Origin of the sequence: Streptomyces sp. enrichment culture (assembly GCF_964272895.1) — a bacterium.
In the GTDB taxonomy this organism is placed as follows: domain Bacteria; phylum Actinomycetota; class Actinomycetes; order Streptomycetales; family Streptomycetaceae; genus Streptomyces.
Map to the genome: position 1 here is coordinate 630,726 of NZ_OZ186832.1, position 21,533 is coordinate 652,258.

16 protein-coding genes and 1 pseudogene are annotated in these 21,533 nt (G+C 74.5%); 11 read left to right on the forward strand and 6 right to left on the reverse strand.

Annotated features, from left to right (window positions below; genetic code table 11):
- Positions 1-2 precede the first annotated feature (2 nt).
- Positions 3-872 carry a universal stress protein gene (locus tag ACSU6M_RS02825; RefSeq protein WP_437066707.1) on the reverse strand — a complete coding sequence of 290 codons (870 nt, stop codon included), beginning with the start codon at positions 870-872 and terminating at the stop codon, positions 3-5.
- 258 nt (positions 873-1,130) lie between these two features.
- On the opposite strand from ACSU6M_RS02825, the gene ACSU6M_RS02830 reads away from it, so the two are divergent.
- Genes ACSU6M_RS02830 through ACSU6M_RS02845 form a run of 4 tightly spaced genes read left to right on the forward strand, consistent with a single transcriptional unit; the run spans position 1,131 to position 7,683 of the window.
- Positions 1,131-2,810 (forward strand): FAD-dependent oxidoreductase, encoded by a 1,680-nt coding sequence (locus ACSU6M_RS02830; RefSeq protein ID WP_437066709.1) that lies wholly within the window; start codon positions 1,131-1,133, stop codon positions 2,808-2,810.
- Positions 2,807-4,303, forward strand: coding sequence for an ATP-binding protein (locus tag ACSU6M_RS02835; protein ID WP_437066711.1), 1,497 nt, complete (start codon positions 2,807-2,809; stop codon positions 4,301-4,303). Before ACSU6M_RS02830 ends, ACSU6M_RS02835 begins: the two co-directional genes overlap by 4 nt.
- Positions 4,293-4,652, forward strand: a complete 360-nt coding sequence (locus tag ACSU6M_RS02840; RefSeq protein ID WP_437066713.1) for a UBP-type zinc finger domain-containing protein — start codon at positions 4,293-4,295, stop codon at positions 4,650-4,652. The genes ACSU6M_RS02835 and ACSU6M_RS02840 overlap by 11 nt, the downstream gene beginning before the upstream one ends.
- Positions 4,653-4,677: 25 nt before the next feature.
- Complete coding sequence (locus ACSU6M_RS02845) at positions 4,678-7,683, forward strand: helix-turn-helix transcriptional regulator (protein WP_437066715.1); 3,006 nt, start codon at positions 4,678-4,680, stop codon at positions 7,681-7,683.
- Positions 7,684-7,763: 80 nt separating this feature from the next.
- Here ACSU6M_RS02845 and ACSU6M_RS02850 read toward each other — a convergent pair whose 3' ends face one another.
- Entirely contained in the window at positions 7,764-9,578 is a 1,815-nt protein-coding gene (locus tag ACSU6M_RS02850; RefSeq protein ID WP_437066717.1) for a M4 family metallopeptidase, read from the reverse strand.
- Positions 9,579-9,781: 203 nt separating this feature from the next.
- Here ACSU6M_RS02850 and ACSU6M_RS02855 point away from each other — a divergent pair, with 203 nt between their 5' ends.
- The 4 genes from ACSU6M_RS02855 (at position 9,782) to ACSU6M_RS02870 (ending at position 15,344) form a co-directional block, all read left to right on the forward strand.
- The gene (locus ACSU6M_RS02855) at positions 9,782-11,098 is read left to right on the forward strand and encodes a serine hydrolase domain-containing protein (protein ID WP_437066718.1); all 1,317 of its coding nucleotides are present in this window, start codon (positions 9,782-9,784) and stop codon (positions 11,096-11,098) included.
- 116 nt (positions 11,099-11,214) lie between these two features.
- Complete coding sequence (locus ACSU6M_RS02860) at positions 11,215-12,546, forward strand: CAP domain-containing protein (RefSeq protein ID WP_437066720.1); 1,332 nt, start codon at positions 11,215-11,217, stop codon at positions 12,544-12,546.
- Positions 12,547-12,648: 102 nt separating this feature from the next.
- Positions 12,649-13,629: a threonine/serine dehydratase gene (locus tag ACSU6M_RS02865; RefSeq protein ID WP_437066722.1), complete on the forward strand. Its 981-nt coding sequence runs from the start codon at positions 12,649-12,651 to the stop codon at positions 13,627-13,629.
- 89 nt (positions 13,630-13,718) lie between these two features.
- A complete protein-coding gene (locus tag ACSU6M_RS02870) occupies positions 13,719-15,344 on the forward strand; it encodes a serine/threonine protein kinase (RefSeq protein ID WP_437066724.1) in 1,626 nt (541 codons plus the stop codon).
- On the opposite strand, the gene ACSU6M_RS02875 is transcribed toward ACSU6M_RS02870, so the two are convergent.
- The gene (locus ACSU6M_RS02875) at positions 15,316-16,794 is read right to left on the reverse strand and encodes a serine hydrolase domain-containing protein (RefSeq protein ID WP_437066725.1); all 1,479 of its coding nucleotides are present in this window, start codon (positions 16,792-16,794) and stop codon (positions 15,316-15,318) included. The genes ACSU6M_RS02870 and ACSU6M_RS02875 overlap by 29 nt on opposite strands.
- Before the next feature lie 252 nt (positions 16,795-17,046).
- Here ACSU6M_RS02875 and ACSU6M_RS02880 point away from each other — a divergent pair.
- A pseudogene (locus ACSU6M_RS02880) lies at positions 17,047-17,304 on the forward strand (hypothetical protein); the annotation flags it as partial.
- An 81-nt stretch (positions 17,305-17,385) separates the two neighbouring features.
- Here ACSU6M_RS02880 and ACSU6M_RS02885 read toward each other — a convergent pair.
- Together ACSU6M_RS02885 and ACSU6M_RS02890 are read right to left on the reverse strand one after the other, a co-directional pair.
- Positions 17,386-17,874: a DUF6328 family protein gene (locus tag ACSU6M_RS02885; protein WP_437066727.1), complete on the reverse strand. Its 489-nt coding sequence runs from the start codon at positions 17,872-17,874 to the stop codon at positions 17,386-17,388.
- Positions 17,875-17,977: 103 nt separating this feature from the next.
- The gene (locus ACSU6M_RS02890; protein WP_437066728.1) at positions 17,978-19,195 is read right to left on the reverse strand and encodes an FAD-dependent monooxygenase; all 1,218 of its coding nucleotides are present in this window, start codon (positions 19,193-19,195) and stop codon (positions 17,978-17,980) included.
- A 333-nt stretch (positions 19,196-19,528) separates the two neighbouring features.
- Between ACSU6M_RS02890 and melC1 the strand changes: the two genes are divergently transcribed.
- The gene (gene melC1, locus ACSU6M_RS02895) at positions 19,529-19,954 is read left to right on the forward strand and encodes an apotyrosinase chaperone MelC1 (RefSeq protein WP_437066730.1); all 426 of its coding nucleotides are present in this window, start codon (positions 19,529-19,531) and stop codon (positions 19,952-19,954) included.
- Between the two features lie 34 nt (positions 19,955-19,988).
- Positions 19,989-20,813: a tyrosinase MelC2 gene (melC2, locus tag ACSU6M_RS02900; protein WP_437066731.1), complete on the forward strand. Its 825-nt coding sequence runs from the start codon at positions 19,989-19,991 to the stop codon at positions 20,811-20,813.
- Here melC2 and ACSU6M_RS02905 read toward each other — a convergent pair whose 3' ends face one another.
- On the reverse strand, positions 20,814-21,524 hold the full coding sequence (locus ACSU6M_RS02905) for a ribonuclease H family protein (protein ID WP_437066733.1): 711 nt from the start codon (positions 21,522-21,524) through the stop codon (positions 20,814-20,816).
- Positions 21,525-21,533 lie beyond the last annotated feature (9 nt).

Consider the following 21,533-nt stretch of genomic DNA (forward strand, 5'->3'; position numbering starts at 1 on the left):
GGTCAGGCGGGCGGGACCACCGCGACCGGGCACCCCGCGTGGTGCAGCACCCCGTGCGCGACCGAGCCGATCCGGGCGCCGACGGCGGTACGGGTGGCGCGGCGCCCGACGACCAGCAGCTGGGCGCGCCCGGCCACCGACAGCAGCACCTGCCCGGCGCTGCCCATCTCGACGTGCTCCACGACGTGCACGTCCGGGTAGCGGTCCCGCCAGGGCCGCAGCGCGTCCGCGAGCGCCTTGCGCTCGTACGGCTCGGGGCCGCCGGCGTCGTCGAGCAGCTTCAGCGAGGCGGGGCTGTAGGCGAACACCGGTGGCAGCGTCCAGGCGCGTACCGCGCGCACGGTCGCCCCGCGGGCCGCCGCCGTGGCGAAGGCGAAGCCCAGGGCGGCCGCGCTGTCCTCGGCGCCGCCCTGCTGGCCCACCACGATCTCGTGCCCGGCGACCTCGGCGGACGCCTTGTCCCCGGCCCGCACCAGCACCACCGGCCCGGCCGCCTCGGCGATCACCTGCTGGCCCACCGAGCCCAGCAGAAAGCCGACGACGGGCCCGTGCCCGCGGGAGCCGAGCACCAGCATCTCCGCCTCGGCCGCCGCCGCGACCAGCGTGTCCACCACCGGCCCCTCGACGGCGTCCGCGGTCACCTCCAGACCGGAGTGCCGCTCGGCCGCCTCCCCCGCCGCCGCGGCCACCGCTTCCCCGGCCCAGCGCGCCTGCGCCTCCCGGCCGCCGTCGAGCCCTTCGTGCGGCGCGTACTCCCACGCCTGTACGACCTTGAGCGGCCGCCCCCGCCGTACGGCCTCGCGGGCCGCCCAGGCGAGAGCCCCGAGGCTCTCGTCCGATCCGTCGACGCCTGCCGTGATCGGCCCCGTCATTCCGGCCGCCTCCCTGTGTCGCGTACACGTTGCCGCTCCCAGTCTTCCCCGGCCCGCCGCGATGATCCCCCGGCGCCGGGATCCGACGGGCGAAGTCCGCCGACGGGTCGCGCGTCCCACAGCCCATGGCCCGCGGCCGGGATCGCGCATCCCCTCATGGCCGAGCGGAGCGGGGCGATCGAACCTACGATGGGGCAAGATCCGGCGTGGCCACGGGGACCCGCGCCGCAGTACGACGCTCGGGGTGGGAGACGACGTATGGCTGAAGGCGCGGAGGCGGCGCGCACCGTCATCATGACCGTGGACGACGACCCGGGGGTCTCCCGTGCCGTCGCCCGTGACCTCAGACGCCGCTACGGCGCGTCGTACCGGATCGTGCGCGCGGAGTCCGGTGAGTCGGCGCTGGAGGCGCTGCGCGAGCTGAAGCTGCGCGGCGACCTGGTGGCGGTGATCCTCGCGGACTACCGGATGCCGCAGATGAACGGCATCGAGTTCCTGGAGCAGGCCCTGGACGTGTATCCGGGCGCCCGGCGGGTGCTGCTGACGGCGTACGCGGACACCAACGCGGCCATCGACGCGATCAACGTCGTCGATCTGGACCACTATCTGCTCAAGCCGTGGGACCCGCCGGAGGAGAAGCTCTATCCGGTGCTGGACGATCTGCTCGACGCGTGGCGATCCAGCGACTTCCGGCCGGTGCCCGCCACCAAGGTCGTCGGGCACCGCTTCTCGGCGCGCTCCTCGGAGGTGCGCGAGTTCCTGGCCCGCAACCAGGTGCCCTACCGCTGGTACTCCGCCGACGAACCCGAGGGCCGGCGGCTGCTGGCCGCGGCGGGCCAGGACGGGGAGCGGCTGCCGCTGGTGGTCACCGCGGACGGCACGCCGCTGGTCGAGCCCGAGGCACCGGAGCTGGCGGCACGGGTGGGGCTGGCGACCACGCCGACGGCCGAGTTCTACGACCTGGTGATCATCGGCGGTGGCCCGGCCGGGCTCGGCGCGGCCGTGTACGGGGCCTCCGAGGGGCTGCGCACGGTGCTGGTGGAGCGGTCGGCGACCGGCGGGCAGGCCGGGCAGAGCTCGCGGATCGAGAACTACCTGGGGTTCCCCGACGGTGTCTCCGGCGCGCAGCTCACCGAGCGGGCGCGGCGGCAGGCGGCGAAGTTCGGCGCGGAGATCCTCACCGCCCGCGAGGTGACCGGCCTGGAGGTCAACGGGGCGGCGCGGGTCGTACGGTTCGCCGACGGCTCGGCGATCGCCGCGCACAGCGTGATCCTGGCGACCGGTGTGTCGTACCGGCAGCTCGCCGCGCCCGGCGCCGGGGAACTGACCGGCTGCGGGGTGTTCTACGGCTCGGCGCTCACCGAGGCGCCCTCCTGCCAGGGCCAGGACATCTACATCGTGGGTGGCGCCAACTCGGCCGGGCAGGCGGCGATGTACCTGTCCAAGGGCGCGAAGTCGGTGACGCTGCTGGTGCGCGGCCCGGATCTGTCGGCGTCCATGTCCCACTACCTGATCCAGCAGATCGCCGAGGCGCCCAACATCCAGGTGCGCACCGGCACGGTCGTCGAGGCCGCGCACGGCGAGGGCGAGCTGGAGCGGCTGACGCTGCGCGACACGGTCACCGGGGAGACCGAACTGGTCGACACCCGCTGGCTGTTCGTGTTCATCGGCGCCGCCCCGCTGACCGACTGGCTGGACGGCACGGTGCTGCGCGACGAGCGCGGGTTCATCCTCGCCGGGCCCGACCTGATCGGTCCGGACGGCCGGCCGCCCGCGGGCTGGGAGCTGGACCGGCCGCCGTACCACCTGGAGACCAATGTGCCCGGCGTGTTCGTGGCGGGCGACGCCCGGTGCGAGTCCGCCAAGCGCGTGGCGTCCGCCGTCGGAGAGGGAGCCATGGCCGTGATGCTCGTCCACCGCTATCTGGAGCAGTCATGAGCGGACAGCGCATGCCGTGCAGCCCCAAGGAGATCGCCTCCCTGTTCCTGTTCGAGAAGCTGACGCCCGAACAGCTCGGGCGGCTGTGCGCGGAGGGCCGGGTGGAGCTGTTCCAGCCCGGTCCCGTCTACGCCGAGGGGGAACCGGCGACCTGCTTCTTCGTGCTGCTCGAGGGCGAGGTGGTGCTGTCCCGCCGGGTGGGCGGCGACGACGTGGAGGTGGTGCGCAGCTCGCAGGCGGGCGCGTACACGGGCGCCATGCAGGCGTACATCGGCGACCGGGTGAAGCAGGTCTACAACAACTCGATGCGGGTGACCGTGCCGACGCGGTTCTTCGTGCTGCCCGCCGACACCTTCGCGGCCGTCATGCGGGAGTGGTTCCCGATGGCCGTGCATCTGCTGGAGGGCCTGTTCTTCGGGTCGAAGAACAGCCAGCGGGTCATCGGGCAGCGGGAACGGCTGCTGGCGCTGGGCTCGTTGTCGGCGGGGCTCACCCATGAGCTCAACAACCCCGCCGCGGCCGCCGTACGGGCCACCGCGTCGCTGCGGGAGCGGGTCGCCAAGATGCGGCACAAGCTGGCGGTCATCTCGTCGGGCCCCTACCCGCCCGAACAGCTCGCCTCACTGATCGAGATCCAGGAGCGCACCGCCGAACGCGTCGCCAAGGCGCCCTCGCTGAGCCCGCTGGAGGCCGCCGACCGCGAGGACGAGATCTCCGACTGGCTCGACGACCACGGCATCCAGGAGGGCTGGCGGGTGGCGCCCACCTTCGTGCAGGCCGGGCTCGACGTGGACTGGCTGGAGCAGGTGGCCGCGTCGGTCGGCGAGGAGATCCTCCCGGCGGCCGTCGGCTGGCTCAACTACACCGTCGAGACCGAGCTGCTGATGGACGAGATCGAGGACTCCACCACCCGCATCTCGCGGCTGGTCGACGCGGCCAAGCAGTACTCGCAGCTGGACCGCGCCCCCTACCAGAACGCCGATGTGCACGAACTCCTCGACAGCACCCTGCTGATGCTCTCCGGCAAGATCGGACCGCAGATCGAGGTCGTCAAGGACTACGACCGTACGGTTCCGAGGATCCCCTGCTACCCGGCCGAGCTGAACCAGGTGTGGACCAACCTCATCGACAACGCGGTCGGCGCGATGAACGGGGCGGGCGGCGAGGGCACGCTGACCGTGCGCACCGAACTGCTGCCGGACCGGGTGCTGGTGGAGTTCCGGGACACCGGGCCCGGCGTGCCGCCGGAGATCCGGGACCGGATCTTCGACCCGTTCTTCACCACCAAGCCGGTCGGCGAGGGCACGGGCCTGGGGCTGGACATCTCCTGGCGGATCGTGGTCAACAAGCACCACGGCAGCCTCCAGGTGGAGTCCGTGCCCGGCGACACCCGCTTCCAGGCCCTGCTGCCGCTGACCGCCGCGGACGGCGAGGACGCCACCGCGATCGGCGAGAACACCGAGTCCCCCGAGGAGCCGGCGCATGTCCAGTGACCAGGGAATCGACGGGATCGACCCCGGCGTCCCGCCGAGCGGCAGCGGATGCGTGGAGTGCGAGGCGGCCGGCGGCTGGTGGTTCCATCTGCGGCGCTGCGCCCAGTGCGGGCACATCGGCTGCTGCGACGACTCACCCTCCCGGCACGCCACCGCGCACTACCGCGAGACCGGTCACCCCGTGATCCAGAGCTATGAACCCGGAGAGCACTGGTTCTGGCACTTCGGCACCGGCGAGCTCTTCACCTCCGGCCCCGAACTCGCTCCCCCCACCAGCCACCCGGCCGACCAGCCCTCCCCCGGCCCGGCCGGCCGCGTCCCCGCCGACTGGGCGCGGACGCTGCGCTGACGTCGGCGCGTGTGAGGATGGGGGGATGTCCAGGAACGTCTTTGCCGGGGTGCCTCTCGTCGGACGGGAGGAGGAGCTCGCGCGGCTCGCCGGGGTGGTGGAGCGTGCCCGCGGCGGTGAGGCGCGGGCCGTTCTGGTGGCCGGGGACGCGGGCGTGGGCAAGACGCGGCTGCTGGACGAGGTGGCGGCGCGGGCCGCGCAGGGTGGGCTGACCGTCCTCACCGGGCACTGTGTCGACCTCGGTGACGTGGGCCTGCCGTATCTGCCGTTCACCGAGGTGCTGGGCGCCCTCGCCGCCGACGAGCGGTTCGCGGCCGCGCTCGCCGCGCGTCCGGCGGCCGGCCGGCTGCTGGGCGGCGGGACGGGCGGCGCGCTGGAGGCGGGCGGGCGCCTCAGGCTGTTCGAGGACGTGGCGTCGCTGCTGACGGACGTCGCCGAGACCGCCCCGCTGCTGCTGGTGCTGGAGGATCTGCACTGGGCCGACCAGTCCTCGCGCGATCTGCTGCGGTTCCTGCTCAGCCGCGGGGTGCTGCAACGGCCCGCGGGCGGCGCCCCCGGCGGGCGGCTGGCGGTGCTGGCCTCCTACCGCGCGGACGATCTGCACCGCAGGCATCCGCTGCGCCCCCTGCTGGCGGAGCTGGTGCGGCTGCCGTCCGTGGAGCGCCTGGAGCTGCGGCCGATGGACGACACGGAGGTGGCCCGGCTGGTGCGGGCGCTCCAGGAGGACCAGCGGCGGGCGCTGCCGGAGGCCACGGTCCGCCGGATCGTCGAGCGGGCCGAGGGCAACGCCTTCTACGCCCAGGAGTTGCTGGCGGCGACCGATCCGGGGGCGGGCGGGGTGCCGGACGCGCTGGCCGACGTGCTGCTCATCCGCTTCGAGCAGGTGTCCGACACCGCGCAGCAGGTGCTGCGCACGGCGGCCGTCGCCGGGCGCCGGGTCGGGCACGAACTGCTGCGGGAGGCGGCCGGGCTGCCGGAGGACGCCCTGGAGGCGGCCCTGCGCGAGGCCGTGGAACGCCGGCTGCTGGTCTCCACCGCCGACGGCACGTACTCGTTCCGGCACGCCCTGGCGCGCGAGGCCGTCTACGCGGATCTGCTGCCCGGCGAACGGGCGCGGCTGCACGGGGCGTTCGCCCGGCTGCTGACGGGGCTCGGCCGCGGCGGGCAGACCGCGGCGGAGCGCGCCCACCACTACCGCGCGAGCCACGATCTGCCCGAGGCGCTCGCCGCGTCCCTGGAGGCCGCCGACCACGCCCGGCGACTGGGGGCGCCCGCCGAGGAGCTGCGGCATCTGGAGACCGCCCTGGACCTGTGGGCGTCGGTGCCGGCGGAGGCTCGGCCGCCTTCCACCGAGGCGGGCGACCGGATCGCGCTCACCCTGCGCGCGTCGGCGGCGGCCGTGCACGCCGGGGAGTCCCATCGCGCGGTCTCCCTCGCCCGGTCGGCGCTGGCCGACGTCGGCCAGGACACCGACTCCGAGCTGGCGGCCCGGGTCCGCACCACGCTGGCCGGCAATCTGCTCGACGTCGACCATCTGTCGGCCGCCTTCGCCTACAGCAGTGAGGCGCTGGCGCTGATCCCCGCCGATCCGCCGTCGCCGACCTGGGTGTGGGCGGCGGCGACCCATGTGCTGGCCGCCCGCAGCATCGGCGAGTCGGAGACCGCGCTGCGGGTGGCGCGTCAGGCACTGCGGGCCGCCGAGGCGCTCGACCTCACCGACGCGCGCGCCGATCTGCTGGTCTCCCTCGCCTACTTCGACGGCCGCCGCACACCCGAGGGCCGCGCCCGGCTGGACCTGGCCCGCGACCTCGCCCGGGGCTCCGGCAATGTGCCGGTCGAGCTGCGCGCCCTGTTCCACCTGGCCATCGGCGCCTTCGAGGCGGGCGCGCTGGAGGAGTCGCTGCCCTGGCTGGCGGAGGGGCTGGACCGGGCCCGCGAGGCCGGGCTGCTGTCGGCGCCGTATCCGCTGGAGATGCGCTATCTGCGGCTGCTGGCGCTGTACATGCTGGGCCGCTGGGACGAGTGCGCGCGGGCGGCGGAGCAGGACGCCGGGATGCTGCCGCCGGCGGGCGCGTTCTCGGTGGGGCCCGCGCTGCTGGTGGGGCTCGCGCGGGGGGACGCGACGGTCGTGGAGCGGGCCGAGGAGCTGCTGCGGGGGCCGTTCGACTGGATGGCGGCGCTGGTGGCGGGCATCGTGCTGACCGACGCGGCCGCGCAGTCCGGGGACGCGCAGGCGGCCGTGACCCGCATGCGGTCGTCGGTGACGGCCCTCACCGACAGCAAGGGCACCCCGCCCGACGTCACCGTGCGGCTGGCCGCCCTGGCCCTCGCGGCGGTCGCCGACGCGGCGGCCGCCGAGGGCGCGGGGGACCGCCGGGCGGGCGGGCCGGGCCGTGCCGCCGCGGGAGGCGGGCCGGGTGGGGGGAGCCGGTCCTGGGCGGAGGTGGCGGACGAGCTGGTCGGGCTGGCCCGGCGCAGCGCTCTGCGGGGGCAGAGCGGGAAGCCGCAGGGGCCGGAGGGGCTGGCCTGGCTGGCGCGGGCCGAGGCGGAGTGGGCACGGGCGGTGCGCGGGCCCGACGCGGCGGCCTGGGCGGCGGCCGTGGCCGCGTTCGACTTCGGGGACGTGTACGAACGGGCCCGCTGCCGGCTGCGGTTCGCCGAGGCGCTGCTCGTGGCCGACCGCCGGGAGGAGGCGTCCGCCGAGGCGCACGCGGCTCGCGAGACGGCCCTGCGGCTCGGCGCCGCACCCCTGCTGGAGCGCGTGGACGCGCTGCTGCGCCGCGGCCGCCTCGCCGAGCCGTCCCCCGCCCCCGGCGGGCCCGCCCGGCTGACGGCCCGTGAGCAGGACGTGCTGCGGCTGCTCGCTCGGGGCCGCAGCAACCGCCAGATCGGCGAGGAGCTGTTCATCACCGGCAAGACCGCCAGCGTCCATGTCTCCAACATCCTCGCCAAGCTGGGCGCGGCCAGCCGTACGGAGGCGGTGTCGATCGCCTACCGGGAGGGGCTGCTCAGCCGGGAGCCCACCGGGTGACGCGGCGGACGGCGGCCGGATGACGAAGGCGCCCGGGAGGCCGGACCTCCTGGGCGCCCCGCGTCTGCGGCGGACGGGCGTCAGCGGCCCGGCGTGTTGGCCACCCTGACGTTGACGGCCGCCCAGGCGCGGCTGACCGTCTTGTACTCGACGCTGCCGGAGCCGTACATGTCACGGGCCGCCTTCAGCGTCGCGATGCGCGCGTCGTGGAAGTCGGTCGTGGAGACCATGTAGCGGGTCATGGCCCGGTAGAAGATCGCCAGGGCCTTGGCGCGGCCGATGCCCTTGACGGGCAGGCCGTCGTACGTCGGCGAGTTGTAGGTGACGCTGCCGATGGTCTTGCGGCCGCTGCCCTCGGCGAGCAGGTAGAAGGCGTGCGAGGAGACGCCGGAACCGGCGTGCACCTCGGCGTCGTAGACCGCGGGCGACCAGTAGTCGATCGCGCCTTCGAGCACGTCCAGGGACGGCTTGTCGAGGCGGCGCAGGAACTTCTGGGACAGGCCCAGCTTCTCGCCGATGAGGTAGTTCGGCGGGTTCTTGGCGTTCTTGGCCTGGAACTCGACTCCGGCGCCGAAGATGTCGGCGAGCGACTCGTTGAGGGAGCCCGGCTCCCCGTACTGCACGCCCTGCGCGTCGACCCGCGTGGGCTCCAGGCGGGCGGTGGCGTCGACCACGCCGTGGCTGAGCTCGTGGCCGGTGACGTCGAGGACGACGAGGGGCTTCTTGAACAGCTCGCCGTCCCCGTCGCCGTAGAGCATGCAGCCGCAGTACGGATCCCAGAAGGCGTTGCCGACCTTCTTGCCGAAGTGGACGATCGCGCGGGCGCCCTTGGAGTCGTTGCGCACACCCTTGCGGTTGAACCGCTCCCGGTAGAAGTCCAGGGTCTCGGCGACGCCGTACTGGGCGTCGACGGCCGCGCTGGCCCGGTGGGAGACGGTGCCGTTGCCCCAGATGTTGGTGCTGGTCGTGAACCGCTTGGTCTGGGCGTAGGAGGTCGGCTCCAGATTGCGGGCGTCGCGGGTCTCGGTGCCCCAGCGCTTGGGGTCCTTCAGGACATACGTGCTGGCGGCGGTGCGCGTGGTGGACAGCCTCACCTGCCCGGCGAACAGCGACTTGCCGGTGCCGGTCGCGGGCGCCGGGTAGGTCGCGGCGGGCGTCACGCCGGTGAGCCCGGGGACGGGCGTGGCCGGGGCGAGGCCGGTCGCGGGGTCCAGGGTCTCGCCGCGGGCGCGCAGGGTGCGGACCAGCTTCGGCGACAGGAACTCGTCGGCGTCCGGGATGTTGCTGCGGATCTCGCCGGTGACGGCGTCGACGACGACCGTGCTGCGTCCGGTGCCCTCGGCGGTGTCGCTGCCGGTGACTCTGACCCGGTAGGCGAGGGCGTTGTCGCCGCCGCGGGCGTCCACGACGAGCTCGGCGCTGCCGGCGGTGCCGTCCGCGGCCGCGGCGGCCCTGGCCCGGGCCTCGCCCGCGCTGAGCTCGGCGCGGGTGGTGTCGGGGCGGACGGGGTGGTCGGCGGCACGGGTCACACCCGCGTAGGCCAGCTTCTCGGTGAGGTGGACGACGAGGTCCCCGCCGAGGACGGGCATGCCGTTGTGCACGCGGACGAACCGCACGTGCCGGGCGCCCTCAGGGTCGGTCAGCACGTCCTGCGGCCGCAGTTCGTCGCCGCGCACCACACCGGTCGCGCCGGCGTGGGCGAAGGCGGCGGCGCGGGCCGCGTCGACGACCGAGGGGGTCGCGGCGGCCGAGGCGGCCGAGGCGATCGAGGTGGTCCCCGTCCCGGTCTCGGTCCCGGTCGCCGTCTCGGCGAAGGCCGTGCCGGTCAGGCCCGTCGCGGCCGAGGCCACGGCGACGGCGACCGCCAGGCCGCGTATGTGGGGTCTTCTGCGCAACTTCAAGGCTTCCTTCGTGCCCGGGGCGGCCCCCGCTGCCGGGTGGGCAGGTGATCGGCGGGCGCCAACTGTGTGTCGGCTGGGGAGATGTGACGGGATGCGAGAAAGTTGCTCCGCCCGGCTGTGACCGATCTCGCACACAAAACCCCCATCTCGTGCGCAGACATGACCAACCACCCGGGCGGGAAAGGAAGCGGAACCGGATGGTGAAGACAACGGTGAGCAGGACCGCGGTGCTCGGCGCGGTGGCGCTGTCCTTCCTGGCCGCGCCGGCCCCCGCGACGGCCGCGCCGGGCCCGGCAACGGGAACCCGGCAGGCCCCGCCGGCGGACGCGGCGTCGCCCCCGGCGGCCACCGCGCTGCCCGCCCCCGACCTCGCGGGGCTGCGCGCCGTGCTGCAGAGCGCCCGGCGACAGGGCGCGCCCGGTGCGATGGCGCGTGTCGACGACGCGGGCGCCGTGCGGCGCGCGGCCACCGGTGTCGCCGACCGCGGGACCGGGCGGGCCATCACCACCGCCGACCGCTTCCGCATCGGCAGCGTCACGAAGATCTTCTCCGCCGTGGTGCTGCTCCAGCTGGTCGACGAGGGGAAGCTGAGGCTGGACGCGTCCGTCAACCGGTATCTGCCGGGGCTGCTGCCCGACGACCGCATCACCGTGCGGCATGTGCTGAGCCACCGCAGCGGGCTCTACGACTACACCAACGACATGTTCGCCAGCAGTGTCTCCGGCTTCGAGGCGGTGCGCAGTAAGGTCTTCACCTACCGCCAGTTGATGGACCGCTCGCTGCGCCGGCCGCGCACGGGCGCGCCGGGTGGCGCGTACGCGTACTCCAACACCAACTTCGTCGTCGCCGGCATGCTGATCGAGAAGCTCACCGGGCAGGGCGTGGGCAGCGCCTACCGGGCCCGGATCATCGAGCCGCTCCAGCTGCGCGACACGTTCTACGTCCACCCCCGCACCGCGATCCCGGGCACCCACGCGCGCGGTTACCTCACCCCGGACCGCGCGGGCGCGAAGCTGGTCGACGCCACCCGGCAGACGGTGTCCTGGGCGCAGAGCGCGGGGGCGCTGATCTCCACCGCCCAGGACCTGAACACCTTCACCTCGGCCCTGCTGCGCGGCGAGCTCACCTCCTCCGCGGCGCTGCGGCAGATGACCAGGTGGACGCAGGTGAACAGCACCCAGGCGTACGGTCTCGGGCTGCGGCGGCGCGATCTGTCGTGCGGGGTCTCGGTGTACGGCCACACGGGCGCCGTCCAGGGCTACTACACCTACGCGTTCACCTCGAAGGACGGCCGGCGCAGTCTCGCCGCGCTGGCCAACACCTCCAACAACGGCAAGGTCCTGAACACCATGCTGGGCACGCTGGAGTCGGCGTTCTGCGGGAAGCGCGCGGCGGGCCGTGCGGTCGCGCCGGCGGCGTCCTCGGCGGGCGCGGCGTCGGGCGCGGCGTCGGGAGTCCGAGGGCCGGGCGAGGACATGGCGCCGGAAGTGCGGCCGGGGCTGCCGGAGGGCTGAGGCGGCCCGCCGCGGGGTCGGCCGGGGCCGGGAACCCCGGCCGACCTGCGTTCGTTGTGCGGTCGTGAGCCACGGCCGGGCGGCGGCGTCCCCGGCCACGACAGCAGGGCGGCGCGATGAACGAGCTGGTATCCGGGGGCAATCTCCCCCTGCCGCACGGTGTGCTGACCGTGCGGGTGCCCGGGCCGTTCGACGTGTGCGCGCTGATCACGGACGACGGCGGCACGGTGCGGGACGACTCCGACTTCGTCTTCTTCAACCAGCCGTCGGCGCCGGGCGCCCGCCTGGCCGATGACACGCTCACCGTCGACCCGGCGGCCCTGCGCCCCGGCGCCACGCGGGTCACGGTCGTCGTCTCCCCCACCGAGCCCGGCACGCCGCTGAGCCGTCTGCCGTCCCCGACGCTCCAGGTCACCGGCCCCGCCGGTCACCTCGCCCGCTTCACCCCGCCCCCCGCGGGCGAGGAGACCGCGCTGCTCCTCGCCGAGATCTACCGGCGCGCCGGCATCTGGAAGCTCCGCGCCCTCGGCCAGGGCTACGCCGACGGACTGGCCGGCCTCGCCCGTGACTTCGGGGTGGACGTGGTGGACGACGGGGCGCGGGCACAGCCCGTACCCGGCCCTCCCGCCATCCCCGCTCAGCGGACGGCCGCGCACCCCAGGGGACAGGGTGGCGCCGAACCGCTCTGGCTCGCACCGGTCAACTCCGCGCGCGCCCAGGCCGGTGCGCCCGCCGTCTGCCTCGACGCGCGGCTGACGGCCGCCGCCCAGGAGCACGCCGCCGCGATGGCCGCCGCGGGGCGGCTCGGCGTCGAGGGGCGGGACGGGGTGTCGGTGTACCAGCGACTGACCCGCACCGGCTACGCGTATGTGAGCGTGGGCGAGCACCTGGTGTCCGGCCCGCGCACCCCGCAGGAGTTCCTCGCCTCCTGTCTGCGCACCGAACAGGCCCGGCGCACCCTGCAGGACGCCGGGTTCGTCCACGCGGGGCTGGGGCAGGCGCACGGCGACCGGGGCGAGGTGTTCTGGACCGCGCTGTGGGCCAGGCCGCTCACTCCCGCCGAGCTGGACCGTACGGAGACGGAGGTGGTCGCCCTGACCAACCGGGAGCGCGCCGCGGCCGGGCTGCCGCCCCTCGCCGCGGACCCGCCGCTGACCCGGGCCGCGCGGGCGCACAGCGCGGACATGGTGGCTCGCGACTTCTATGCGCACACCGCACCGGACGGCAGCCGCCCCTGGGACCGCGCCGCCGCCGCGGGCGCCGCCCGGCGCTCCATAGGCGAGAACATCGCCTGCGGCCAGCGTTCCCCCGCCGAGGTGGTCACCGGCTGGATGAACAGTCCGGGGCACCGCGCGAACATCCTCAAGCCCGACTTCACCCACATAGGCATCGGCTTCGCGGGCGGAGGCCGGGCGGGCACGTACTGGACGCAGTTGTTCGGCGGGTGACGGGCCCGGAACACGGCGTGGGGCGGGCCGGGCGGATCATCGTCCGGGGCCTTCGCGACCCGGCACGGGCGCTCAGCATCACTGACGGAAGGGCGAGTTCTCTTGATCGGCATCACCGACATCGAAGCCGCGGCAGCGCGGATAGCCGGACACATCGTCCGCACGCCCACGCTGCCGAGCCCGGGGCTGAGCGCGCTGCTCGGCGTGCCGGTCACGGCGAAGCTGGAACTGCTCCAGCACACCGGTTCGTTCAAGGTCCGCGGGGCCACGGCCAAGCTGCTCTCGCTCGGGGACGCCGAGCGGGCCGCGGGGGTGGTGGCGGTCAGCGGCGGCAACCACGGCATCGCCTTCGCCGTGACGGCCGCCGCCTTCGATGTGAAGGCCACGCTGGTCATGCCGCGTTCGGCGCCGGCCCGCGCGGTCAGGATCGCCGAGTCGGCGGGGGCCGCGGTGCGGCTGACCGACACCATGGACGAGGCGTTCGCGCTGATGGAGCGCCTGCGCGGCGAGGGCCTGACGCTGGTGCACCCCTTCGACGACCCGCTGGTGGTCGCCGCCCAGGGCACGGTGGGCCTGGAGCTCGCCGAGGACGCCGGGGAGCTGACCGACGTACTGGTGAGCATCGGCGGGGGCGGGTTGATCGCCGGTGTGGCGGCGGCCCTGAAGGCACGCCGGCCGGGGGTCCGGGTGTGGGGTGTGGAGACGGAGGGCGCCGAGGCGATGTCCGCGGCGCTGGCGGCGGGCGGGCCGGTGCCGGTGCCCCTGTCGTCGGTCGTGAGCACGCTGAGCGCCCCGTCCGTCTCCCCGCTCACCTACGCGCATGTGGCGTCGCTGGTCGACGAGGTGCTGGTGGTCCCCGACCGGGAGGCGGTCCAGGGCTGTCTGGACCTCGCCGAGCACGCCAAGCTGTGGGCCGAACCGGCGGCCGGCTGTCTGCTGCCCGCGGCGCGCGCGGTGCTGGAGCGGGTCGGCGACGGCGCCCGGCTCGGCCTGGTGGTCTGCGGGGGCAATGTCTCCGCCGCCGACATGGCCGGCTGGACGGCGCGCTTCGGTCTGGACGGGGCGTCCGCGCTGCCGTCCTGACGTCGAGTCAGCGTTGCCGCGGGCGTTGAACGCACGGTGTCTCGCTCGCCGTACCACTGGGAAACGACAGCCAGGGGTTCAGCGAGGGAATGACCATGGTCGAGCCGCACGTCCGCGCGGAAGAGTTGATCGCCGGCCGGTACCGGCCCCTGGAGGTCGTGCACCGGGAGACGAACCGGGTCGGCTGGTACGGCGAGGACGTCGAGACGGGCCGCCCCTGTCTGCTGACGCGGGTGGGGCTGCCCGAGGGCATGGACGAACGCGGGGCGCGGCGGGCGGTGGGCCGGGTGATGCGCACCGCGGAGACCATGCGCACGCTGTGTCCGGGCCGGGTTCCCGCGGTGCTGGAGGCGGCGGCGTCGGGGGACGCGCTGTGGACGGTCACCGAATGGGTGGGGGGCACCCCGCTCGGCGAACTCCTCGCCCAGCGGGGCGCGTTCAACTATGTACGGGCGGCCCGCATCGGCCTGGAGCTGCTGGACGTGCTGGACGCGGCGCACGCGGCGGGCATCACGCACGGGGAGCTGAGCCCTGGCCAGGTGTTCGTGCCGGAGCGCGGTCCGGCCGTCGTGGCCGGGTTCGGGCTGGCGGGCTCGACGCTCGCGCCGAGGCTCACGGCACCGTCGTACGCCTCGCCGGAGCAGGCCCGTGACGAGCGGATCGGTCCGGCGGCGGATCTGTGGGCGCTGGGCGCGATCCTCTACACGATGGTCGAGGGCCGGCCGCCGTTCCGGGAGCGCGAGCGGGACGAGGCCACGCTGAGGGGCGTGGACCGGCTGCCGCTGCGCGCCCCCGTGCACGCCGGGCCGCTCACGCGGGCCGTGCAGGGGCTGCTCCGCAAGGACTCCCGTGAGCGGCTGTCCCGGCCGGTGGTCCGCGAGGCGCTGACGCGGGTGGTGTACGAGGAGCCGGGCCCGGTGCCCTGTGCGCTGCCGCGGCCCCGGCTGCGGCGCGCGTACGCGAGCGTCCGGCACGCGGGCGCGGGCCGGGGCGGCCGTGTGCTCGCCGTCGGCACGGCCCTCGCCGTCGTCACGGTCACGGTCGCGGTGCTCGCCGCGACGGGCGGGCTGCCCGGCACCGACCGCGCCGCGTCCGGCCCCGCCGGTCCCCGCACCTCCGCACCGGCTCCGGTGCCCCCGGCGACGGCCGCGCCGCCGGCGACCGCCGTGCCCCCGACGCCCGCCACGACACCGGCCGCACCCGACCCCACGCCCACCTCCGCGCCCTCCCCGACCGCCGCCCTTCCCGCCGGCTTCCGCACCTACCGCTCCCCCGAGGGCTTCTCCGTCGCCCTCCCGGCCGGCTGGCGCCCGCTGAGCACCACGCGCGTGGCGGACCTGGCCTCCCGTGTGGTCCTCGGCGCGCCCGGCGACCCGCGCACGCTGACCGTCACCCACAGCGAGCGGGTCGGCCCGGACCCGGTCGCCGTGTGGCGGGGCGTGGAGCAGCAGCTGCGCACCGCGGGCGGCTTCCGCCGGATCGGGGCGATCGCGCCACGGACGTACCAGGGCCGCGAGGCCGCGGACATGCAGTGGCTCAGCACGGCGCCCGGCAGCCGGCTGCGCACCTTCGGCCGCGGCGTCCTCCTCGGCGGCGGGCGCGGCTACTCACTGCGCTGGACGACACCGGCGGCGGCCTGGGACAGCGCCGGGAACCGCGCGGCGCTCGCCGCTGTCCTGCGCACCTTCAGGCACGCGGACCGACAGGTGCCCTGAGCAGGCCCAGCGGGGGGTGGTGCAGCGGAGTGTGCCGCCAGTCGGCGGTGAAGGTGCGGTCGGCGAGCGAGCAGGTGACGACCAGGCGATGGGGCGTCTCCAGGAACAGCACCTCGAACGCCAGCGTCCCGGACCCGGTCCAGCCACCGCTCACCGCGACCGGCAGCGGCTCCTCGGCCACGGTCCAGCCGCCCGCGCCGAGGCGCAGCGCGAGCCGGTGGCCGTTCTCGGTGAAGGTCACCGTCCAGCCGCCGGTGCCGTCCCCGCCGCCCGCGCCGCCCGCGCCCGGCGTCACCTCCAGGCCGGTCAGCCCCGGCTGGGCGGCGCAGACACCGCCGTGGGGCGTGAAGGGGACGGCGGCCCAGTCCTCGGGCCGCTCGGGCGGGGCGGGTTTGCCGGTGGCGGGCGGCAGGGCGAGGCCGGTCAGCCGGTGGGCCAGGGCGGCGTCGGCGTCGGACGGGCCGGGCAGGGGTGCCGGGTGGAAGGCGGGCAGGACGTGCTGCCAGAAGAGGTCCAGCAGGGTCTGCATCCGCTCGGTGGCGGCGGTGGTCACGATCACGGCGTCCTGTTCGGGCAGTACCAGGCAGAACTGGCCGTACGCCCCGTCGCCGCGGTAGCCGTGCCGGGAGCGCCAGAACTGGATGCCGTAGCCCTGGTCCCAGTCCGGGCTGCCGCTGTCGAACATCCGGCTCGCGGTCGGCACATGGGCCCGGCCGGCCTCCGCGACCCAGCCCTCGGGGAGCAGCCGCCTCCCCTGCCAGACGCCGTCGCGGAGATACAGCTCGCCGAACCGGGCGACCGACTCGGTCGTCAGGTGCAGTCCGCTGAAGCCGAGCTCGCGGCCCGCGCCGTCCCACAGCCAGCCCGCCGCCTCGTCGATGCCGAGCGGGTCGAACAGGCGGGGGCGCAGATACCGGCTCAGCGGCTGCCCGGTGCGCTTCTGGACGATCGCGCCGAGGGTGTAGGTGGTGGGCTGGTTGTACGCGAAGACCGTGCCGGGGTCGCGCTGCGGGGGCTGGAGCAGAAAGCCGCGGACCGGCTCGGCCGGGTCGGTGCGGTAGGCGTCGTCGACGGTCTCGGCGAGATGGCCGCTGGACATGGTCGCCACATGCCGCACCCGTATGGCGCGGCTGCGCGGATCGGTGATGTCCGCCTCGAACTCGGGGAAGTGGGCGAGCACTTCGTCGTCGAGGCCGAACAGCCCGTCGGCGAGCGCGAACGCGGCGGCCGTCCCCGTGAAGCTCTTGCTCAACGAGTACAGCAGATGGGGGCGTTCACGGGTGTAGGGCGACCACCAGCCGGCGGTCACCACATGGCCGTGGCGCAGGATCATCAGGCTGTGCAGTTCGAGGTCCGGTTCGGCCTCGACGGCGTCGAGGAAGGCGAGGACACCGGTGGCGTCGACGCCCTGGGCGGCCGGAGTGCTGGAGGGCAGGGGGCGCGCGGTCATGGAGTCATCCTGTCCGGGACGCGCGCGAATATCGAGAACGCCGTGAAGCCGTACCGCACGGCGGGGGCGGCAAAGGGCGGCCAATCGGTGCATAGAGGCTTCCGGTCTGCTCTGTGCCCCTCCCTAGGAGACCGTCCGTGACCCTGGTGCCCCCCTCGCTCGACCCCGCCCCCGGCTCCCCCGCGCCGCTGTCCGACCTCGTGGCGCGCGACGCGCGCGAGTTCGGCGTCACGCGCGCACCGGCGGCTGGGCCTTAGCTACTACGTGGCCCGCTCCGGCGCGACCTCCGAGCGCGGCACCGCCATCGCCCAGGCCGCCGAGGCCGAGGGCGTCCGTCCCACGAAGGCGCTGGAGGTCGCCGAGAACCCCACCGCGCTTCTGTCGCTCATCGACGAACTGGAGGAGGACGAGGACGCCGGTACGTGGGCGGCGGAGGCGTTCGACTCGATGAGGTCGCTGGTGGCCGAGGCCGTGGAGGCCGACCCCGAGCTGCGGGTGCAGGAGCGGCGCCTCGGGGCCCTGCGCGGGGCGCGGGAGGGACACCCCGGCCGGTGACCTGCGGGGCGGGCCGAGCAGGGGTACCGATGCCGCTCAGCGGGAGGTGTGACGGCGCCGGGTCCACAGCGGGATCCCGAACCAGCAGGCCACGTACCACGCGACGACGGCCGCCACCAGGTAGGGCACGAAGCCGTCGTGGGTCGCCACCCGCAGGATGAGCAGCAGGGAGGCGGTCATGGTGGCCAGCAGCAGCACGAGCCCGAGCAGGGTCAGCCTCGAGGCCATCTGCACCGCCTGCGGCTTCACCCGGCGGCCGGAGACGAGCCGGTGCAGCGAGACGGGCCCTATCAGGGCGCCGGTGGCGCAGGCGCCGAGCACGACGGTCACGATGTAGATCGTCTGGTCGGTGTCGTCGAGTTTCGCGTACGTCGGGGTGAAGACGACGGTCAGCAGGAAACCGAAGAGGATCTGCACGCCCATCTGCGCGACCCGGACCTCCTGGATGAGCTCGCCCCACATCCGGTCCGCGCGCTCCTCCGGGGTCTCGTCGCGCCCCGTCCGCTTCCCCGGCTCCTCTGTCATGCGCACCCGGGTAACCGCGGACCGAGCTGTTCAAACGGCTACGAACGGAACAGGGGTCGCTCTCGAACGGCCACGAACGGGTACGGAGCCGGCGCCGCGGCCGCTAGTCGCGCCGCTCCAGGCTCCGGGACTGCACCCTGCGGGCGAGCCTCGGGCCGAGCCAGCGCTTGAGGCGGCGCAGGGAGTCCAGCCGGCCCGCGGCGCGGTCGAGCCGGTAGTACAGCTGGGGCGGCACGTAGGGCAGCAGCGGTGAGTGGCGCTGGCCGAGCAGGGCGAACATGCGCTCGGGCGGCAGGTCGATGTACCGGGGCAGGTTCTCGTACCACTGGGCGCTGTGGCGGGCGGCGCTCTGCGCGGGCAGCAGGGCCCGCTTGCGCTCCGCCTCGTAGCGGGCGAGAGCGGCGGAGAGATCGGCGTGGGTCCGCAGCGCCGCGGCCAGGGCGATGGAGTCCTCCAGGGCGAGGGTGGTGCCGGCGCCGATGGAGTAGTGGGTGGTGTGGGCGGCGTCGCCGAGCAGGACCAGGTTGCCGCGGTGCCAGGTGCGGTTGGTCAGGGTGCGGAAGTTCAGCCACTGGGCGCTGCCGTCGGCCTGGACGCGGCCGATGAGGGGGTGGCCGTCGAGGACGTCCGCGAACAGCTTCTCCAGCAGGGCGAGGCCGCCGGAGGCGTCGGCGCGGTCCAGGCCGAGGCCCGTCCAGGTCTCGGGCGGGCACTCGATCACACAGGTGCTGTGGGTGTCGCTGAAGCCGTAGCCGTACGCCCAGATCCAGCCGTGGTCGGTCTCGGTGAAGGCGAAGGTGAAGGCGTCGAAGACCTTGGTGGTGCCGAGCCAGATGTAGCAGTTGCGGCCGACGGCCACCTCGGTGCCGAAGTGGTCGGCGTACCGGGTGCGCAGGGCGCTGCGCACCCCGTCGGCGGCGACCACGAGGTCGGCGCCGTCGGCCAGGGCCCGCACGTCGGTGATCTCGTGCTCGTGGTGCAGGCGTACGCCGAGGGAGCGGGCCCGGTCGGTGAGGACGCGCAGCAGGCGGTGGCGGCCGATGCCGAAGCCCTGGTCGCCGTGGTGCCGGGTGGTGAGGCCGCGGACATGGGCGACACCGTCGCTCCAGCGGACCGAGGCCGCGTCGACGGCGCGGGCCGACTGCGGGTCGTGCCGGTGCAGTTCGTCGAGCAGTCCTTGCCAGTAGGTGACGCCCCAGCCGTAGGTCGAGCCCTCGGGGTCGCGCTCGTGGACGGTGATGTCACGGGCGGGGTCCTGGAGTTTGAGGAGGATCGACAGATACAGCCCTGCGGGCCCGCCCCCGACGATGGCGACCTTCACACGCACCCCTGTTGCCTTACCGAGAGCGGTCGATGTGCGACGCAGGGTAGCAGCCGAAAGAGGTGTAAAACGCGTCGTGTTGACCCGTACGGCGGACGATCCGATGACCGTAGGGAATGCGAAAGATCTTCGGGGGCCGGGCTCCCGGCGCAAGGAATTCCCCGTTCCGGCACGGTCGCGACTCCGCCCGGAGCAAGATCATCTTCGTTCAACCTTGCACGAGATGTAAGCACTTGTCCGGATCCGAGCCAACCGGGCCGGAGGGATTTCCGGCGCCGGTCCCCGGCCCGGTAGGCATGCGGAGACGTCCGATACCCGACACAGGAGGTCCGTATGCCGGAACTCACCCGCCGTCGCGCACTCGCCGCAGGAGCCGCCGTGGCCGCCACCGGCGCCACACTCGCCGCAGGACCGGGCGGCGGCGCCTCCGCCGCCGACGACGGCCACCACCGCCACGGCGACCACGGGCACGGCCACGGCTCGCCGCAGCCCTTCGACGAGGTCTACAAGGGCCGCCGGATACAGGGCCGGCCGACCGGCGCGGCCCGCACCGGCGGCACGGGTTCCGGCGGCCACCACCACGGCACCGGCTACGCGGTGTTCGTGGACGGCGTCGAGCTGCATCTGATGCGGAACGCGGACGGCACCTGGATCAGCGTCGTCAGCCACTACGACCCGGTGCCCACGCCGAAGGCGGCCGCCCGCGCCGCGGTCGACGAGCTCCAGGGCGCACGACTGCTGCCGTTCCCCGCCAACTGACCAGCCCGCACGCCCACTTGGAGCACCGTTTCACATGACCGTCCGCAAGAACCAGGCGAACCTGACCACCGACGAGAAGCGGCGTTTCGTCGCCGCCGTCCTGGAGCTCAAGCGCAGCGGCCGCTACGACGAGTTCGTCACCACCCACAACCGGTTCATCGTCGCCGACACCGACAACGGCCCCCGCACCGGCCACCGTTCGCCGTCGTTCCTGCCCTGGCACCGCAGATTCCTGCTGGACTTCGAGCGCGCGCTGCAACAGGTGGACGCCTCGGTCGCGCTGCCGTACTGGGACTGGTCCACCGACCGCTCGGCGCGCTCCTCGCTGTGGGCGCCGGACTTCCTCGGCGGCACCGGCCGCAGCCTGGACGGGCAGGTGATGGACGGGCCGTTCGCGGCGTCGGCCGGCAACTGGCCGATCACGGTGCGCGTGGACGGCCGTACCTTCCTGCGCCGTTCGCTCGGCACCTCCGGGCGGGAGCTGCCGACGCGGGCGGAGGTGGAGTCGGTGCTGGCCATGCCGGTGTACGACATGGCGCCGTGGAACAGCGCCTCGGACGGCTTCCGCAACCACCTGGAGGGCTGGCGCGGGGTGAACCTGCACAACCGGGTCCACGTCTGGGTCGGCGGCCAGATGGCGACCGGGGTGTCCCCCAACGACCCGGTGTTCTGGCTGCACCACGCCTTCATCGACAAGCTGTGGTCGCAGTGGCAGCGCCGGCACCCCGGTTCCGGCTATCTGCCGGCCGCGGGCACCGCGGACGTCGTCGACCTCCAGGACACGATGGAGCCGTGGAACGACGTGCGCCCGGCGGACCTGCTGGACCACACGGCGTTCTACACCTTCGACACGGCCTGATCAGGCCCCGGCCGTACGGCACTGCGGGTGCCCCCAGCCGGAGGCGTTCTTGGCGATGGGCTCGCCGGCCGCGTAGGAGCGCCCGCACACCCCGCAGCGGCCCGGGAACTTGGCCTTGAGGGTGCGCGAGGAGCCGGTGCCGGTGCGCGAGGAGCCGGTGCCGGTGCGGGCCCCCGGCTTGCGGCGCGGTGCCCGCACCGGGGCGTCCGGCGCGGCCGGCGGCTCCGGGGAGCCGAGGGCGCTGCCCGCGGCCTCCTGGACGCTCGCGGCCTGGCTGGCGGCCCGGTCGGCGAAGTCGTTGAGCGGGTCGCCGTCGACCTGGTGGGCGGGGACGTAGCGGAACTCGACCTCACGGCCGGTGAGCAGTTCGTCGATGCGCACGACCAGGTCCTGGTTGGCGACCGGCTTGCCGGCGGCCGTCTTCCAGCCGTTGCGCTTCCAGTTGGGCAGCCAGGCGGTGACCGCCTTCATGGCGTACTGCGAGTCCATGCGGATCTCGAGGGGTACGGCGGGGTCGGTCGCCGCCAGCAGCCGCTCCAGGGCGGTCAGTTCGGCGACGTTGTTGGTGGCCTTGCCGAGCGGCCCCGCCTCCCAGCGGTCGGGAGTCTCCGACTCGTCCGCGACGACCCAGGCCCAGCCCGCCGGACCGGGGTTTCCCTTCGAAGCCCCGTCGCACGCGGCCACCACACGTTCACCCATGCGTCCGATCATGCCACGGGC

Bases quoted from the DNA above. Each gene is read 5' to 3' on its own strand.
- ACSU6M_RS02825 (WP_437066707.1), bottom strand. From the start codon at position 872: ATGACGGGGCCGATCACGGCAGGCGTCGACGGATCGGACGAGAGCCTC.
- ACSU6M_RS02830 (WP_437066709.1), top strand. From the start codon at position 1,131: ATGGCTGAAGGCGCGGAGGCGGCGCGCACCGTCATCATGACCGTGGAC.
- ACSU6M_RS02835 (WP_437066711.1), top strand. From the start codon at position 2,807: ATGAGCGGACAGCGCATGCCGTGCAGCCCCAAGGAGATCGCCTCCCTG.
- ACSU6M_RS02840 (WP_437066713.1), top strand. From the start codon at position 4,293: ATGTCCAGTGACCAGGGAATCGACGGGATCGACCCCGGCGTCCCGCCG.
- ACSU6M_RS02845 (WP_437066715.1), top strand. From the start codon at position 4,678: ATGTCCAGGAACGTCTTTGCCGGGGTGCCTCTCGTCGGACGGGAGGAG.
- ACSU6M_RS02855 (WP_437066718.1), top strand. From the start codon at position 9,782: ATGGTGAAGACAACGGTGAGCAGGACCGCGGTGCTCGGCGCGGTGGCG.
- ACSU6M_RS02860 (WP_437066720.1), top strand. From the start codon at position 11,215: ATGAACGAGCTGGTATCCGGGGGCAATCTCCCCCTGCCGCACGGTGTG.
- ACSU6M_RS02870 (WP_437066724.1), top strand. From the start codon at position 13,719: ATGACCATGGTCGAGCCGCACGTCCGCGCGGAAGAGTTGATCGCCGGC.
- ACSU6M_RS02875 (WP_437066725.1), bottom strand. From the start codon at position 16,794: ATGACCGCGCGCCCCCTGCCCTCCAGCACTCCGGCCGCCCAGGGCGTC.
- ACSU6M_RS02885 (WP_437066727.1), bottom strand. From the start codon at position 17,874: ATGACAGAGGAGCCGGGGAAGCGGACGGGGCGCGACGAGACCCCGGAG.
- melC1 (WP_437066730.1), top strand. From the start codon at position 19,529: ATGCCGGAACTCACCCGCCGTCGCGCACTCGCCGCAGGAGCCGCCGTG.
- melC2 (WP_437066731.1), top strand. From the start codon at position 19,989: ATGACCGTCCGCAAGAACCAGGCGAACCTGACCACCGACGAGAAGCGG.
- ACSU6M_RS02905 (WP_437066733.1), bottom strand. From the start codon at position 21,524: ATGATCGGACGCATGGGTGAACGTGTGGTGGCCGCGTGCGACGGGGCT.